The sequence below is a fragment of the Ramlibacter sp. PS4R-6 genome (genome assembly GCF_037572775.1).
Classification (GTDB): Bacteria; Pseudomonadota; Gammaproteobacteria; order Burkholderiales; family Burkholderiaceae_C; genus Ramlibacter.
The window spans coordinates 3,757,524-3,771,551 of record NZ_JBBHKA010000001.1 but is presented as its reverse complement, the minus strand read 5'-3'; the positions used below and the strand labels follow the sequence as shown (position 1 = coordinate 3,771,551).

Annotated in this window: 14 protein-coding genes; 3 read left to right on the top strand and 11 right to left on the bottom strand. The window is 67.0% G+C overall.

The window, feature by feature from the left end:
* Positions 1–2 precede the first annotated feature (2 nt).
* Genes WG903_RS18800 through WG903_RS18770 form a run of 7 tightly spaced genes read right to left on the bottom strand, consistent with a single transcriptional unit; the run spans position 3 to position 7,934 of the window.
* Positions 3–2,837 carry a valine--tRNA ligase gene (locus tag WG903_RS18800; protein WP_340078109.1) on the bottom strand — a complete coding sequence of 945 codons (2,835 nt, stop codon included), beginning with the start codon at positions 2,835–2,837 and terminating at the stop codon, positions 3–5.
* A 52-nt stretch (positions 2,838–2,889) separates the two neighbouring features.
* Positions 2,890–3,450, bottom strand: a complete 561-nt coding sequence (gene rfbC / locus WG903_RS18795; RefSeq protein WP_340078285.1) for a dTDP-4-dehydrorhamnose 3,5-epimerase — start codon at positions 3,448–3,450, stop codon at positions 2,890–2,892.
* A gap of 2 nt (positions 3,451–3,452) precedes the next feature.
* Positions 3,453–4,340, bottom strand: coding sequence for a glucose-1-phosphate thymidylyltransferase RfbA (gene rfbA / locus WG903_RS18790; protein WP_340078108.1), 888 nt, complete (start codon positions 4,338–4,340; stop codon positions 3,453–3,455).
* The gene (rfbB, locus tag WG903_RS18785; protein WP_340078107.1) at positions 4,337–5,404 is read right to left on the bottom strand and encodes a dTDP-glucose 4,6-dehydratase; all 1,068 of its coding nucleotides are present in this window, start codon (positions 5,402–5,404) and stop codon (positions 4,337–4,339) included. Before rfbB ends, rfbA begins: the two co-directional genes overlap by 4 nt.
* A 4-nt stretch (positions 5,405–5,408) precedes the next feature.
* Positions 5,409–5,618: a DUF2783 domain-containing protein gene (locus tag WG903_RS18780; protein ID WP_340078106.1), complete on the bottom strand. Its 210-nt coding sequence runs from the start codon at positions 5,616–5,618 to the stop codon at positions 5,409–5,411.
* A complete protein-coding gene (locus tag WG903_RS18775; protein ID WP_340078105.1) occupies positions 5,615–7,327 on the bottom strand; it encodes an FAD-dependent monooxygenase in 1,713 nt (570 codons plus the stop codon). Before WG903_RS18775 ends, WG903_RS18780 begins: the two co-directional genes overlap by 4 nt.
* Positions 7,328–7,331: 4 nt before the next feature.
* Positions 7,332–7,934 (bottom strand): VOC family protein, encoded by a 603-nt coding sequence (locus WG903_RS18770; RefSeq protein ID WP_340078104.1) that lies wholly within the window; start codon positions 7,932–7,934, stop codon positions 7,332–7,334.
* A 174-nt stretch (positions 7,935–8,108) separates the two neighbouring features.
* Here WG903_RS18770 and WG903_RS18765 point away from each other — a divergent pair, with 174 nt between their 5' ends.
* Genes WG903_RS18765 through WG903_RS18755 form a run of 3 tightly spaced genes read left to right on the top strand, consistent with a single transcriptional unit; the run spans position 8,109 to position 10,485 of the window.
* Entirely contained in the window at positions 8,109–8,531 is a 423-nt protein-coding gene (locus tag WG903_RS18765; protein ID WP_340078103.1) for a rubrerythrin family protein, read from the top strand.
* 11 nt (positions 8,532–8,542) lie between these two features.
* A complete protein-coding gene (locus WG903_RS18760) occupies positions 8,543–9,892 on the top strand; it encodes a heterodisulfide reductase-related iron-sulfur binding cluster (RefSeq protein WP_340078102.1) in 1,350 nt (449 codons plus the stop codon).
* Between the two features lie 2 nt (positions 9,893–9,894).
* Complete coding sequence (locus tag WG903_RS18755) at positions 9,895–10,485, top strand: DUF3501 family protein (RefSeq protein WP_340078284.1); 591 nt, start codon at positions 9,895–9,897, stop codon at positions 10,483–10,485.
* Here WG903_RS18755 and ugpQ read toward each other — a convergent pair whose 3' ends face one another.
* From ugpQ to ugpA, 4 genes are read right to left on the bottom strand one after another with little or no spacing between them, the layout of a single operon-like run.
* Positions 10,486–11,244: a glycerophosphodiester phosphodiesterase gene (gene ugpQ, locus WG903_RS18750; RefSeq protein WP_340078101.1), complete on the bottom strand. Its 759-nt coding sequence runs from the start codon at positions 11,242–11,244 to the stop codon at positions 10,486–10,488.
* The gene (ugpC, locus tag WG903_RS18745; protein WP_340078100.1) at positions 11,241–12,248 is read right to left on the bottom strand and encodes a sn-glycerol-3-phosphate ABC transporter ATP-binding protein UgpC; all 1,008 of its coding nucleotides are present in this window, start codon (positions 12,246–12,248) and stop codon (positions 11,241–11,243) included. Before ugpC ends, ugpQ begins: the two co-directional genes overlap by 4 nt.
* A gap of 4 nt (positions 12,249–12,252) precedes the next feature.
* Entirely contained in the window at positions 12,253–13,107 is an 855-nt protein-coding gene (gene ugpE, locus WG903_RS18740) for a sn-glycerol-3-phosphate ABC transporter permease UgpE (protein WP_340078099.1), read from the bottom strand.
* A complete protein-coding gene (ugpA, locus tag WG903_RS18735; protein WP_340078098.1) occupies positions 13,107–13,988 on the bottom strand; it encodes a sn-glycerol-3-phosphate ABC transporter permease UgpA in 882 nt (293 codons plus the stop codon). The genes ugpE and ugpA overlap by 1 nt, the downstream gene beginning before the upstream one ends.
* Between the last annotated feature and the right edge of the window lie 40 nt (positions 13,989–14,028).

Sequence of the window (14,028 nt, the reverse complement as noted above, 5' to 3'; positions counted from 1 at the left end):
GTTCAGCCCAGGCGCTTGAGCTGCTCCTGGACCTTGTCCAGCGTGGCGGTGAAGTCCGCGATGCGCTTGCGTTCCTGCTCGATCACGGCCGGCGGCGCCTTCGCGACGAAGGCCTCGTTGGCGAGCTTGCCGTTGGCCTTCGCGAGCTCGCCCTTCAGGCGTTCGGCTTCCTTCGCCAGGCGCGCCTTCTCGGCGGCCAGGTCGATCTCCATGTACAGGCACAGGCGCGTGGAGCCCACGACGGCAACGGGCGCGGCTTTCGCTGCCGCTGCCCAAGAAACTGCGTCGTCGAACAGCTTGACTTCCGACAGGCGCGACAGCGCTTGCAGCACCGGCGCGGCTTCGCGGATGAACGACGCGTCGTCCGTCGAGCCCGCTACGACGTACGCCGGCAGGCGCGTCGAGGGCGACACGTTCATCTCGCCGCGCAGGTTGCGGCAGGCATCCACGACGGACTTGAGCTTCGCGGCCCAGGCCTCGGCCTGCGGGTCCATGTTGGCGGCCTGGCTTTCGGGATACGGCGCGACGCTGATCGACTCGCCTTCCTTGCCCGCGACGCCCTTCACGACTTGCCACAGCTCCTCGGTGATGAACGGGATCACCGGGTGCGCCAGGCGCAGGATCGCTTCCAGCACGCGTATCAGCGTGCGGCGCGTGCCGCGCTGCTGCGCTTCGTCACCTGTCTGGATCTGGACCTTCGCGATCTCCAGGTACCAGTCGCAGTACTCGTCCCACACGAACTGGTAGATCGTGTTGGCCACGTTGTCCAGGCGGTACTCGGCGAAGCCTTTCGCGACTTCCGCTTCCACGCGCTGCAACAGCGAGACGATCCACTTGTCGGCCTGTGTGCGCGTCGCGCCTTCCTCGCGCAGGTCGTGCCCTTCGCAATTCATCAGCACGAAGCGCGAGGCGTTCCAGAGCTTGTTGCAGAAGTTGCGGTAGCCCTCGCAGCGCTTGGTGTCGAAGTTGATATTGCGGCCCAGGCTGGCGTAGCTGGCCATCGTGAAGCGCAGCGCATCGGCGCCATACGCCGGCATGCCTTGCGGGAATTCCTTCTTCACGCGCGCGGCGACCTTCGGCGCCGTCTCCGGCTTGCGCAGGCCCACGGTGGACTTGTGCGTGAGCGTCTCGAGGTCCGCGCCCTGGATCAGGTCCACCGGGTCGACCACGTTGCCCTCGGACTTGGACATCTTCTTGCCTTCGCTGTCGCGCACCATCCCGTGGATGTACACGTTGCGGAAGGGCACCTGCCCAGTGAAGTGGGTCGTCATCATGATCATGCGCGCGACCCAGAAGAAGATGATCTCGTAGCCCGTCACCAGGACGGTCGACGGCAGGTACAAGTCCATCTCGGCCGTCTTCTGCGGCCAGCCAAGGGTGGAGAAGGGCACCAGCGCCGACGAGTACCAGGTGTCGAGCACGTCCTCGTCGCGGCGCAGCTTCTTGCCCGGCGCCTTCGCCTGCGCTTCGGCCTCGCTGCGCGCCACGATGATGTTGCCATCTTCGTCGTACCAGGCGGGGATCTGGTGGCCCCACCACAGCTGGCGCGAGATGCACCAGTCCTGGATGTTCTTCATCCACTGGTTGTAGGTGTTGACCCAGTTCTCCGGCACGAAGCGCACCGCACCGGAATCGACGGCATCGATCGCTTTCTGCGCAATCGACTTGCCCGTCGGGTCCTTGTCGCTCACCTTCGTGACGGCGACGAACCACTGGTCGGTGAGCATGGGCTCGACGACCTGCCCCGTGCGCCCGCAGCGCGGCACCACGAGCTTGTGCTTCTTGGTCTCGGCCAGGAAGCCTTGCGCCTCGAGGTCGGCGACGACCGCCTTGCGCGCGACGAAGCGGTCCATGCCGCGGTACTTGTCCGGCGCGTTGTCGTTGATCTTCGCGTCCAGCGTCAGTACGCCGATCATCGGCAGGCCGTGGCGCTGGCCCACGGCGTAGTCGTTGTAGTCGTGCGCGGGCGTCACCTTCACCACGCCGGTGCCGAAGGTGCGGTCCACGTACTCGTCGGCGATCACCGGGATCTCGCGGTCGACCAGTGGCAGCTTCACCTTCTGGCCAACGAGGTGCTTGTAGCGTTCGTCCTCGGGGTGGACCATCACGGCGGTGTCGCCGAGCATCGTTTCCGGGCGCGTCGTGGCCACGACCAGTTCGCCCTTGCCGGAGGCCAGCGGGTAGCGGATGTGCCAGAGGAAGCCGTCTTCCTCCTCGCTTTCCACTTCGAGGTCGCTCACCGCGGACTTCAGCTCCGGGTCCCAGTTCACGAGGCGCTTGCCGCGGTAGATCAGGCCCTGCTCGTACAGTTGCACGAAGGTCTCGGTCACGATGGTCGAGAGCTTCTCGTCCATCGTGAAGTACTCGTGCGACCAGTCGACGCTCGCGCCCAGGCGGCGCATCTGCGAGGTGATGGTGTTGCCGGACTTCTCCTTCCACTCCCACACCTTGGCGACGAAGTTCTTGCGGCCCAAATCGTGGCGCGACAGCTTCTGGTCCTGCAGCTGGCGCTCCACCACGATCTGCGTGGCGATGCCCGCGTGGTCCGTGCCCGGCACCCACAGCGTGTTGAAGCCGCGCATGCGGTGGTAGCGCGTCAGGCTGTCCATGATCGTCTGGTTGAACGCGTGCCCCATGTGCAGCGTCCCGGTGACGTTCGGCGGCGGCAGCTGGATCGAGAAGGCCGGCTCGCCGGCGCGCGACTGGCCCGTGCCGCGGTAGCCGGCCTTGGCGAAGCCGCTTTGCTCCCACCACGGCCCCCAGCGCGCCTCGATGGGCGCGGGTTCGAAGGACTTGGAAAGGCTGTTCAGCCCGGGTTGGGCGGTGGTGTCGTTCATGGGGCGGGAAAGGATGGCGCGCCCGGGGCTGCGCGCGGAGGTTCCCGCTATTTTAGGAGGCGAAGAGCTCGCACTCCGCCCAGCGCTTCGCCTGGGCGTCCTTGGCCGACAGTGACGGGGCCGCCCGCAGCTCTGCCAGCGGCCACGCGATGCCCAGGTGCGGGTCGTCCCAGGCCAGCATGCGCTCGTGCGCGGGGGAGTAGAAATCGGTGGACTTGTACAGCACGTCGGCGGCTTCCGAAAGCGTCAGGAAGCCGTGCCCGAAGCCGGCCGGGATCCACAACTGCTGCCCGTTCTCGGCCGAAAGCTCCACGCCCACCCACTGGCCCAGGCGGGGCGAGGACTTTCGCAGGTCCACCGCAACGTCGAAGATGCGCCCCGCCGTCACGCGGACGAGCTTGCCCTGAGCGGCCGGTTCCACCTGGTAGTGCATGCCGCGCAGCACGCCATGCGCCGAGCGCGAGTGGTTGTCCTGGACGAACCGCACCGGCTGCCCCACGGCTTCGTCGAAGCGCTGCTGGTTCCAGCTTTCCATGAAGAAGCCGCGCTCGTCGCCGAACACACGCGGCTTGAGAACCAGCACCTCCGGCAGGCGCGTGGGCGTGACTTCCAGCATCAGCGCTCCTCGGCCACCAGCGCGCGCAGGTAGTCGCCGTAGCCGCTCTTGCCGAGCGGGGCCGCCAGCGCCAGCAGCTGCGCGGCATCGATCCAGCCGTTGCGCCACGCGACTTCCTCGGGGCATGCGACCTTCAGGCCCTGGCGCTTTTCCAGCGTCTGGATGAAATGCGAGGCTTCGAGCAGCGATTCGTGCGTGCCCGTGTCCAGCCATGCGAAGCCGCGGCCCATCACCTCCACCGCCAGGTCGCCGCGCGCCAGGTAGGCCTGGTTCACGGTGGTGATCTCGAGCTCGCCGCGCGCGGACGGTTTCACGCCCGCCGCGATGTCGCACACGTCCCTGTCGTAGAAGTACAGGCCCGTGACGGCGCAGTTGCCCTTGGGCTGGGCGGGCTTTTCCTCGATCGAGGTCGCGCGGCCCGCCTTGTCGAAAGCCACCACGCCGTAGCGCTGCGGGTCCTTCACGTGGTAGGCGAAGACCGTCGCTCCCGCAGGCCGCGCATCGGCTTGGGCCAGCAGCTTGACCAGGTCGTGGCCGAAGAAGATGTTGTCGCCCAGCACCAGCGCCGCGGGGGCGCCGGCCAGGAACTGTTTGCCGATGATGAAAGCCTGCGCGAGGCCCTCGGGCTTCGGCTGCACGGCGTAGGTGATGTTCATGCCCCACGCCGACCCGTCGCCCAACAGCTGCTCGAAGCGCGGCGTGTCCTGCGGCGTGCTGATGACCAGCACGTCGCGGATGCCGGCGAGCATCAGCGTCGACAGCGGGTAATAGACCATCGGCTTGTCGAAGACGGGCAGCAACTGCTTCGACATGGCGAGCGTCGCGGGATGCAGGCGCGTGCCGGCGCCACCCGCGAGCACGATGCCCTTGCGTTTCGTCGCCGTCATGGGCGCCCCGCCGAATACTGCTGCTCGATCCACTGGCGGTACGCGCCGCTCGTGACCGATTGCACCCAGGCTTCGTTGTCCAGGTACCAGCGCACCGTGCGGCGGATGCCTTCCTCGAAGCGCACCGACGGCGCCCAGCCGAGCTCGCCCGCGATCTTAGTGTCGTCGATGGCGTAGCGCCGGTCATGGCCGCGCCGGTCCGTCACGTAGCGCACGAGCCGCTCGTGCGGCTGCCCGTCGGGCGAGGGCCGCATCTCGTCGAGCGTTGCGCACACGATGCGCACGACGTCGATGTTGGCCATCTCGGCGCGGCCGCCGATGTTGTAGGTGGCTCCCGGCTTGCCTTGCGCGAGCACGGCGCGCAGCGCACTGCAGTGGTCGGCCACGTAGAGCCAGTCGCGCACCTGCTGGCCGTCGCCGTACACCGGCAGCGGCTCGCCGCGCAGCGCGTTGTGGATCACCAGCGGGATCAGCTTCTCGGGGAACTGGCGCGGGCCGTAGTTGTTGGAGCAGTTGGTCGTGATCGTCGGCAGGTCGAAGGTGTGGTGCCACGCGCGCACGAAATGGTCGGCGCCGGCCTTCGACGCCGAATAGGGGCTGTTGGGCTGGTAGGGATGCGACTCGGTGAAGGGCGCGTCGCCGGGGCCCAGCGAGCCGAACACCTCGTCGGTCGACACGTTGACGAAGCGGAAGGCCGCCGCTTGCGCCGCGCCGAGCTTCTGCCAGTACGCCAGCGTCGCTTCCAGCAGCGCCACGGTGCCGTTGACGTTGGTGTCGACGAACGCGGCGGGGCCGGCGATGGAGCGGTCGACGTGGCTCTCGGCGGCGAAATGCACGATGGCGCGCGGCTGCCACTTCTCGAGCAGCGACGCGAAGAGGGCGCGGTCGCGGATGTCGCCGCGCACGAAGTGGTAGCGCGCGTTGCGCTCCACCGGCGCGAGGTTGCCCAGGTGGCCCGCATAGGTGAGCGCGTCGAGGTTCAGGACGGGCTCGTCGGCCTGCTCCAGCCAATCCAGCACGAAGCAGGAGCCGATGAAACCGCAGCCGCCGGTGACGAAGATCATGTGTTCAGCCCTTGGGCTGAACGATACCAGAGGGCATGTTGCGCGCAGCGTCCACGCAGCGCGCCAGAACCTCGGGGTCGCCGACCTGGTTGGCCAGCAGCAGCACGAGCCGCGCGTTCAGCAGCTGCGACTGCTCCGGTGTCAGGCCCTCGTGCGCATCGAGGAGGCGCTCGTAGAAGCCGTCGGCATCCTTCAGGTTCAGATCCGTCTTCATGCTGCGACCTCCGCCGTTCCCAGTGCCTTGCCCAAGGCTTCCACGAGGGAAGCATCGACGGCTTCGCCCGTCGCGGCGACATAGGCGTCCGGCCGCACCAGCGCCCACGAATGCCCGAACACATGGCAAGCGCCCTTGAGGTGCCCCTGTGGATCGCGCACATGCTCGCGTGCGGCGGCCCTGTCGCCTTTGCCCACCACCTGTACCGCAAGCAGCGGCGCGCTGGCCGCCAGGGCCTGCACGCGGCGCAGGTCGCTCGCTGCGACATCGCCGAAGAGCATGAGCAGCAAGCGCCCATCGGCCCACTGCAGCAAGTCGTTGACGGTTCCCGCCGCTCCGTCGGCCCACCGGAAGGCAACGTTCTGCACCGGCAGCCCGCCGCCGTCGCAGCAGGCGCGCGAAGCGGTGTACGGGTTGGCGATCGCCATGCGGCCGGTGTTCACGAACTGCCGGGCGAAGGGATACTGCCGCGCGAGGCTCAGGGCGGCCGAGCGAAACAGCCTCTCCGCACCGTCCGCGGGGCGCAGGAAGCGTGCCGTGCGATTCGTGACCAGCACGTTCTGGCGTGCGGCTTCATGCCGCTCGTCGTGGTACGTGTCGAGCAGCGATGGCGCCGCCCGGCCCTTGACGACCGCTGCGAGCTTCCAGGCGAGGTTCTCCGCATCGGCGATCCCGGTGTTTCCGCCGCGCGCGCCGAAGGGGCTGACGACCTTCGCGGCGTCGCCCATGAAGAACACGCGGCCATGCCGCATCTGGTCGACGCACTCGCTGCGGTACGCATAGGGGCCGACCCAGACGATCTCCAGTTCGCAGTCGGCGCCGAACTGGCGCGACAGGCGCTCGCGCACCACGTCCTCGCGGCTGACCTGCTCGGGGTCGGCATTGGGGGCCATCTGGTAGTCGATGCGCCAGACGCCGTCACCCATCAGGTGCTGCCACACGGCGCGGTTGTCATTGAACGGCGCCTCGATCCAGGTGTGGCGCTCCACCGGCGGGTGCTTGGAGAAGCGCACGTCGGCGATGCACCAGCGGTCGTCGCCCTTCTTGGCCGTGACCGAAGCGCCGACCCACTTGCGGAAGGGCGAGCGCGAGCCCGTGGCGTCGATCACGTGATCGGCTTCGATGGTGTATTCACCCTGCGGCGTGGCGACCGTGAGCGTGGCCACGCGGCCGTCCTGGAAAGCGGTGATGCGGTTGTTCCAGCGCAGGTCCACGTGGCCCAGCTCGCGGATGCGGTCGACGAGGAAGGCCTCGATGTAGAACTGCTGGATGTTGATGAAGGGCGGCTGGCACGACAGGTTGTACTGCGCCTGCTGCTTCAGGTCGAACGAGTACACCTCGTCGTCGCCGGCGAAGGTGCGGCCCACGCTCCACTGGATGCCCTTGCCGGCGATCTTGTCGTACACACCGAGGCGCTGGAAGATCTCCAGCGAACGCTGCGTGTAGCAGATGCCGCGCGAGGATGCGCCCTTGACGCCGACCGTGTTGTCCTCGTCGAGCAGGACGGCGGCGACGCCCAGGCGCGCGAGGCTGCACGCCATGGTCAGGCCGGCGAGGCCGCCGCCGGCGATCACGATCGCATGGCGGCCGGGTTTGCCGCTGCCGAGCTCGGGCGGCGCGACGAACGGGTACTCCGGCAGCGCGTAGCCCGAGCCCTGCGCGAATTCGTAGCTGTTCGTCAGCGCGACACGCGCGTATCCCTCCGCCATGGCCTCACTTCTTCACGTATTCGGGCCTGTCATTCTGCTGCGGCTTGAGCGGCTGGCTGGCCCTGCCGGCCGCGCGGTCCTTGCGCCACTGTTCCTTGCGCGCCGTCCACTCCTGCAGGCGCTTGTGCGCGGTCCTGCTCTCCTCGAGCATCTGGAACTCGTCGGCGCGCTGGGCGGTGAGCTCCAGCCGCACGCCGTTGGGGTCGAAGAAGTAGATGCTGTCGAAGATGTGGTGGTCGGTGATGCCCAGCACCTCGACGCCGTTGGCCTCCAGCCGCGCCTTCATCGCCTTCAGGTCGTCGATGGAGTCGACGCGGAAGGAGATGTGGTTCACCCACTTGGGCGTGTTGGGCGAGGGCTCGGCGGCCTGGTCGTCGCCGAGGTCGAAGAAGGCGATGAACGAGCCGTCCTGCAGGCGGAAGAAGAAGTGCGTGTACGGGCAATATTCGCCGGTGCTCGGCACCACGTCGCTCTGGATGATGTGGTACAGCGGCAGGCCCAGGATGTCTTCGTAGAAGCGCCGCGTTTCCTCCGCGTCCTTGGCCCGGTAGGCGTAGTGGTGCAGCTGGTGGATGGGCGCGGGCGGCGGCAACTGCGCGGTCGTCATGTCGGCTCCTCGATTTACCATTGCGTAACGCGTTTACTATAGCGTAACTGCTCGATGCTATCGAAACTGCTGAGTAATAGCTGCAGTCAATTGGATGGATAGCCGCCGCCAATTGGACGGTGTTCTCGCCGCCGCGCTACGCTCATCGCGCCTTTCAACACAGGAGAACACACCATGGCTTCCCTCAAGGGCTCGAAGACGGAAGAGAACCTGAAGGCCGCATTCGCCGGCGAATCGCAGGCGAACCGCCGCTATCTCTACTTCGCAAACAAGGCCGACGTGGAAGGCCAGAACGATGTCGCCGCGCTGTTCCGCTCCACCGCCGAAGGCGAGACGGGCCATGCGCACGGCCACCTCGAATGGCTCGAGCAGGTGGGTGACCCCGCCACCGGCCTGCCGATCGGCCCGACGCGCGACAACCTGAAGGCCGCCGTCGCCGGCGAAACGCACGAGTACACCGACATGTACCCGGGCATGGCCAAGACCGCGCGCTCCGAAGGCTTCGACGAAATCGCCGACTGGTTCGAGACGCTGGCCAAGGCCGAGCGTTCGCATGCGAACCGCTACACCAAGGCGCTGAACGAACTCGCCGACTGAAGTCCCAGAAGATGGCGCGTGAAGGCAACCTAGAGGCGCCCACGCGCCATCCGATCGACTGGAAAAGCGCGGACTACTGGGACGAGGCGTCCGCGCTCAACGAGCTCGAACGCATCTTCGACATCTGCCACGGCTGCCGCCGCTGCGTCAGCCTGTGCAACTCGTTCCCCACGCTCTTCGACCTGGTGGACGAAGGCAAGACGGGCGAGGTCGACGGGGTCGACAAGCAGGACTACTGGAAGGTGGTCGACCACTGCTACCTGTGCGACCTGTGCTACATGACCAAGTGCCCCTACGTTCCGCCGCACGAGTGGAACGTGGATTTCCCGCACACCATGCTGCGCGCGAAGGCCATCAAGTTCAGGAAGGGCGAGGTCGGCTTCGGCTCGAAGATGCTGTCGTCCACCGACGTGCACGGCCAGCTCGCGGGCATCCCGGTGGTGACGCAGGTCGTGAATGCGGTGAACGCGACGAAGCCCGCGCGCGCCGTCATCGAAAAGACGCTGGATGTCGACCGCAACGCGTGGCTGCCCTCGCTCGCCACGCGGCGCTTTCGCAGCAGTGCGCCGAAGGCGAAGGAGCAGCCCGTCAAGGATGGTGAGCGCACGCCGGGCAAGGTCGCGATCTACGCCACCTGCTACGTCAACTACAACGAGCCCGGCATCGGGCTGGACCTGCTGAAGATCCTCGACCACAACGAGATTCCCTACGTGGTCGTGAACAAGGAGAAGTGCTGCGGCATGCCCAAGCTGGAGCTGGGCGACCTCGATTCGGTCGACGCCAGCAAACAGGCCAACATCCCCGTGCTGGCGAAGTACGCGAAGGAAGGCTGGGCCATCCTCACGCCCGTGCCCAGTTGCACGCTGATGTTCAAGCAGGAGCTTCCGCTCATGTATCCGCAGGACGCCGACGTGCAGGCGGTGAAGGCGGCGATGTGGGATCCGTTCGAGTACCTCGCCGCGCGCCGCCGCGACGGGCTGCTCAAGACCGAGTTCCCCGTGCCGCTGGGCAAGGTGAGTTACCACACGCCCTGCCACCAGCGCGTGCAGAACATCGGCCGGAAAACCGAGGAAGTGCTGAAGATGGTGCCGGGCACGCAGGTGCACACGAACGAGCGATGCTCGGGCCATGCGGGAACGTATGGCGTCAAGAAGGGCACGCACGAGGTCGCGATGAAGATCGGCAAGCCGCTCTTCAAGCGCATGGCCGACCACCCCGCAGGCGGTGCGCCCGACTACATCAGCTCCGACTGCGCCCTGGCCGGCCACCACATCGGCCAGGGCTTCGAGGTGAATGCGCTGGGCGAGCCGAAACTTGAACATCCGCTGTCGCTGGTGCGCAAGGCGTACGGGTTGGAATGACCATGCAACTGACAGGCAAGATCACGCACGACAGCCTCATGACGCTGGAGGCCTACAGCAAGTGGCGCAAGGCGCACAAGGGCGAGGTCATCGCGCACCGCAAGCTGCGCAGCGTCGGACTGGGCGACCACGTCACGCTGCAGTTCGAAAGCGAGATGACCATCCGCTACCAGGTGCAGGAGATGCTGCGCATCGAGAAGATCTTCGAGGAGGAGGGCATCCAGTCGGAGATCGACACCTACGCGCCGCTGGTGCCGGACGGCACGAACTGGAAGGCGACGATGCTCATCGAGTACCCCGACGAGAACGAGCGCCGGCGCGAGCTCGCCCGGCTGATCGGCATCGAGGACCGCATGTTCGTCGAGGTCGAGGGCCACGAGCGCGTGTACGCGATCGCCGACGAGGACCTCGACCGCGAGAACGACGAGAAAACCTCGGCCGTGCACTTCGTGCGCTTCGAGTTCACGCGGCCGATGATTGCCGCGGTGAAGGCGGGCGCCGGCGTGATGCTCGGCTGCGACCACCGCAACTACCCGGCGCACGTGCACATTGCGCCGGAAACGCTCGCCTCACTCGCCGGCGACCTGCGCTAGCTACAGCGGCGCAAAGAGGTCCACGCGGTCGGTGATGACGCCGTCGGTGCCGAGCGCCAGCAGGCGCTGCGCGGCCCATTCGTCGTTGACGGTGTAGCTCAGGCACCGCCAGCCGGCGTCGTGCGCGCGCTTGACCGTGGCCGCGTCCCACAAGGCGTGGTTGCAGACGATGGCCACGACATCGAGCTTCTTCGCCGCTTCGAACCAGCCGTCCCACAAGGTGTCGAGCAGCAAGCCGCGCGGCAGCTGCGCCGCCGTGGCCAGCGCGCCTTCCAGCGCTTCGGGGCGGAACGATGTGAGAAGCGGCGGCACCACCGCGTCGTTCCACAAGCGCGCCGCGTGGCGCGCGACGACTTCCCCCGTGGCGCGCTCGGTGCCCGGCGTCGGCTTGATCTCGATGTTCAGGAAGAAGCCGTTGGCGAGGCAGTAGTGCGCGATGTTCTCCAGCGTCGGCAGCGGCTCGCCCGCGTAGCTGCGCGAGTGCCAGCTGCCCGCGTCCAGCCGCGCGAGCTCGGCCCACGCATGGTCGCCGCCCACATTGCTGGGGGCGGGGCCGAACACCGCTTTTGCGTTCGTCGTGCGGTCCAGTGTCGCGTCGTGCATCAGGAAGGGCACGCCGTCCGACGACAGCTTCGCGTCGCACTCGAACATGCGGTAGCCGTGCTGCGCGCCGAGGCGGAACGCCGCCAGCGTGTTCTCCGGCGCAAGCTTGCCCGCACCGCGATGGGCGACCCAGCGCGGGTAGGGCCAGGCCTTCATCCCATGCGCTTTCCGCTGGCCGCGTCGAACCAGTGCACGCGGTCTTCGCGCGGCTTCACGCGGATGCGGCCGCCCGGCTGCGGCGCGGCGACGTGTTCCTCGGTGCGCACGATGACCTGTTCGCCACCGACCGTGGCGTAGACCAGGCGTTCGGCGCCCAGCAGTTCGCAGGTCTCGACCGTTGCTTCCCAGCCGTCGTTGCCGACGTCGAGGTGCTCGGGGCGGATGCCGAGGATCGCACCGGCCTTGCCGCCGGGCGCGTTTTTCAACAGGTTCATCGGCGGCGAACCGATGAAGCTCGCGACGAACGTGCTGGCGGGGCGGTGGTACACCTCCTCGGGCGTGCCGAACTGCTCCATGTTGCCGGCGTTCATCACGATCATGCGCTGCGCCAGCGTCATGGCCTCGACCTGGTCGTGCGTGACGAACAGCGAGGTGATGCCCAGTTCGCGGTGCAGCTTCTGGATCTCGATGCGGGTCTGCGCGCGCAGCTTGGCGTCCAGGTTCGAGAGCGGCTCGTCGAACAGGAACACCTTCGGGGCGCGCACGATGGCGCGGCCCATCGCGACGCGTTGCCGCTGGCCGCCGGACAGCGCGCGGGGCTTTCGGTCCAGCAGGTGCGACAGCTCGAGGATCTTCGCCGCCTTGTCGACGCGGTTCTTGATCTCCTCGATGGGCATCTTGCGGATCTTCAGGCCGTACGCCATGTTGTCGAACACGTTCATGTGCGGGTACAGCGCGTAGTTCTGGAACACCATCGCGATGTCCCGCTCGGCCGGCTCCAGGTTGTTGACCACGCGCCCGCCGATCTCGATCGTGCCTTCGGTGATCTCCTCCAGGCCGGCGACCATGCGCAGCAGCGTGGACTTGCCGCAGCCCGACGGCCCGACGATGACGACGAACTCGCCTTCGCCGATCTGGGCGTTCACGCCGTGGATCACCTGCAGCGCCTGCTTGCCGGCGCCGTAGCGCTTGATCACGTTGGTGAGGGTGATACCCGACATCTTCTTATTTCTCCGTATCCACCAGCCCGCGCACGAACCACTTCTGCATCAGCATCACGACCAGCGCCGGCGGGATCATCGCCAGGATGGCCGTGGCCATCACCAGGTTCCACTCGACCTGCGCGTCGCCGCCGGTGGGGATCATCTGCTTGATGCCCATGACCACCGGGTACATGCGCTCTTCCGTGGTCACCAGCAGGGGCCACAGGTACTGGTTCCAGCCGTAGATGAACTGGATGACGAAGAGCGCGGCCGTGCTCGTGGCCGACAGCGGCAGCAGCACGTCCTTGAAGAAGCGCAGCGGCCCGGCGCCGTCCATGCGCGCCGCCTCGGCCAGTTCGTCGGGCACGGTGAGGAAGAACTGGCGGTACAGGAAGGTCGCCGTTGCCGATGCGATCAGCGGCACCGTGAGCCCCGCGTACGAATTGAGCATTCCCAGGTCCGACACGACCTTGTACGTGGGCAGGATGCGCACCTCCACCGGCAGCATGAGCGTGATGAAGATCGCCCAGAAGAACGCCATGCGGAAGGGGAAGCGGAAGTAGACGATCGCGAACGCCGACAGCAGCGAGATGGCGATCTTGCCGATGGCGATCGCCAGCGCCATCACCAGGCTCACGGTCATCATGCGGCCCACGGGTGCGTTCGTGCCGGCGCCGTGGCGGTCGCCCGTGATCACGGCCCGGAAGTTCTCGACGACGTGGCTGCCGGGTGTCAGCGGCATCGGCACCTGCACGACTTCCTGCGCCGTGTGGGTGGCCGCGATGAACGTGAGGTAGACGGGGAAGGCCACGACGAGCACGCCCAGCACGAGCACGACGTGCGTGAGGATGGTGAGGAAACGGTTGCGCTCGACCATCAGTAATTCACCTTCTTCTCCACGAAGCGGAACTGGATGACGGTGAGCGCGATCACGATCACCATCAGCACCGCGGACTGCGCGGCGGAGCCGCCGAGGTCCAGCGCCTTGAAGCCGTCGAAGTAGACCTTGTAGACCAGGATGGCGGTGTCCTTGCCCGGGCCGCCGTGCGTGGCCGCGTCGATGATGCCGAAGGTGTCGAAGAAGGCGTACACCACGTTGATCACCAGGAGGAAGAAGGTGGTGGGCGACAGCAGCGGGAACTGGATCGTCCAGAAACGCCGCCACGGCCCGGCCCCGTCGATCGCCGCCGCCTCGACCAGCGAACGCGGGATGCTTTGCAGGCCTGCGACGAAGAACAGGAAGTTGTAGGAGATCTGCTTCCACACGGCGGCGATGACGACGAGCGCCATCGCGTGGTTGCTGTCCAGGAGCGGGTCCCAGCGGATGTCGGCCTGGCGCAGGGCGTAGGCGATCATGCCGATGCTGGGCGAGAACAGGAACAGCCAGATCACGCCGGCCACCGCAGGGGCGACGGCGTACGGCCAGATCAGGAGCGTGCGGTAGAAGAGCGCGCCGCGCGCGACGCGGTCGGCGAAGTACGCCAGCACCAGCGACAGCGCGATGCCGAAGAACGCCACCAGCAGCGAGAACTTCGCGGTGACGGCGAACGAGGCCAGGTAGGTCTCGTCGTTGAACAGGTTGCGGAAGTTCTCCAGCCCGATCCACACCACCGAAGCGCCGAAGGCGTCCTGCTGCTGGAACGACTGGATCAGCGTCTGCACGGCCGGCCAGTAGAAGAACACCAGGATGATGATCGCCTGCGGCGCCAAGAGCGCCCACGGCAACCACGCCGACCGGAACGTGACCTTCTTCTCCATCGTCTTTCGATTATCAAGAAAAAGCGGCCCGCGGGCCGCT

Coding starts and splice junctions, on each gene's coding strand:
- WG903_RS18760 (WP_340078102.1), top strand. CDS start 8,543: ATGGCGCGTGAAGGCAACCTAGAGGCGCCCACGCGCCATCCGATCGAC.
- ugpA (WP_340078098.1), bottom strand. CDS start 13,988: ATGGAGAAGAAGGTCACGTTCCGGTCGGCGTGGTTGCCGTGGGCGCTC.
- rfbB (WP_340078107.1), bottom strand. CDS start 5,404: ATGATCTTCGTCACCGGCGGCTGCGGTTTCATCGGCTCCTGCTTCGTG.
- WG903_RS18755 (WP_340078284.1), top strand. CDS start 9,895: ATGCAACTGACAGGCAAGATCACGCACGACAGCCTCATGACGCTGGAG.
- WG903_RS18770 (WP_340078104.1), bottom strand. CDS start 7,934: ATGACGACCGCGCAGTTGCCGCCGCCCGCGCCCATCCACCAGCTGCAC.
- ugpE (WP_340078099.1), bottom strand. CDS start 13,107: ATGGTCGAGCGCAACCGTTTCCTCACCATCCTCACGCACGTCGTGCTC.
- ugpQ (WP_340078101.1), bottom strand. CDS start 11,244: ATGAAGGCCTGGCCCTACCCGCGCTGGGTCGCCCATCGCGGTGCGGGC.
- WG903_RS18765 (WP_340078103.1), top strand. CDS start 8,109: ATGGCTTCCCTCAAGGGCTCGAAGACGGAAGAGAACCTGAAGGCCGCA.
- rfbA (WP_340078108.1), bottom strand. CDS start 4,340: ATGACGGCGACGAAACGCAAGGGCATCGTGCTCGCGGGTGGCGCCGGC.
- ugpC (WP_340078100.1), bottom strand. CDS start 12,248: ATGTCGGGTATCACCCTCACCAACGTGATCAAGCGCTACGGCGCCGGC.
- WG903_RS18780 (WP_340078106.1), bottom strand. CDS start 5,618: ATGAAGACGGATCTGAACCTGAAGGATGCCGACGGCTTCTACGAGCGC.
- WG903_RS18775 (WP_340078105.1), bottom strand. CDS start 7,327: ATGGCGGAGGGATACGCGCGTGTCGCGCTGACGAACAGCTACGAATTC.
- WG903_RS18800 (WP_340078109.1), bottom strand. CDS start 2,837: ATGAACGACACCACCGCCCAACCCGGGCTGAACAGCCTTTCCAAGTCC.